Source organism: Vibrio sp. 378 (genome assembly GCF_033339435.1).
Genome location: NZ_JAWOUO010000676.1, coordinates 1 through 648, shown reverse-complemented (window position 1 = coordinate 648; position 648 = coordinate 1). Strand labels below are relative to the sequence as shown.

Here is a 648-nt window from a genome sequence, read left to right as displayed (position 1 = left end):
TGTTGTGATAACGGCAGGTGCGCAAATTCAACAAGGACAAACACGTTTAGATATCGCAGAAATCAACGCGAAGATTGGCGTCGAGATCGCTAGAAAAATAGAGCGTGTTGCGCCAAAGGCGGTTTTGATTGTTGTGTCTAACCCTTGTGACATTGTTGCTCATTTTATTACTACCAATACGGGCTTTGAGCCAAACAAAGTGATAAGCAGCGGGTGTGTTATCGATACAGCTCGCTTGATGAGTATTGTTGCTAACCGTGTGGATCTTGACCCTAAAAACATATTTGGTTATGTGCTGGGAGAGCACGGAAGCCACTGTTTCACACCAAAGAGTTTGATCTCTATTGCTGGCCAGCCTGCGGATTATTATTGCGATACGCACAATATCGAGAGAATCGATGCTGATGAGTTGCTCGAAGCGGTTAAGCAAGCGGGTTACGAGATATTTCGTCGCAAACATAATACGGTGCATGGTATTGCAGCCAGCGTATTTCGAATCATTCAAGCCATCAAAATCAATGAGCGCTCTGTGTTGCCAGTTGGCACGATGATGTCGGGTCAATATGGTGTGAGTGGCGTCGTGCGAAGTCTACCGACGGTGGTCGGGAAAAAAGGTGCAGAGTCGGTTCTTACTCACCCAGATCGGAA

The 648-nt window shown here is 46.5% G+C and carries 1 protein-coding gene; it reads left to right on the top strand.

Translation table 11 applies throughout. The features are described from left to right. A partial coding sequence (locus tag R7Q48_RS28210; protein ID WP_411979301.1) for a lactate/malate family dehydrogenase occupies positions 1-648 on the top strand: 648 nt, incomplete at both ends.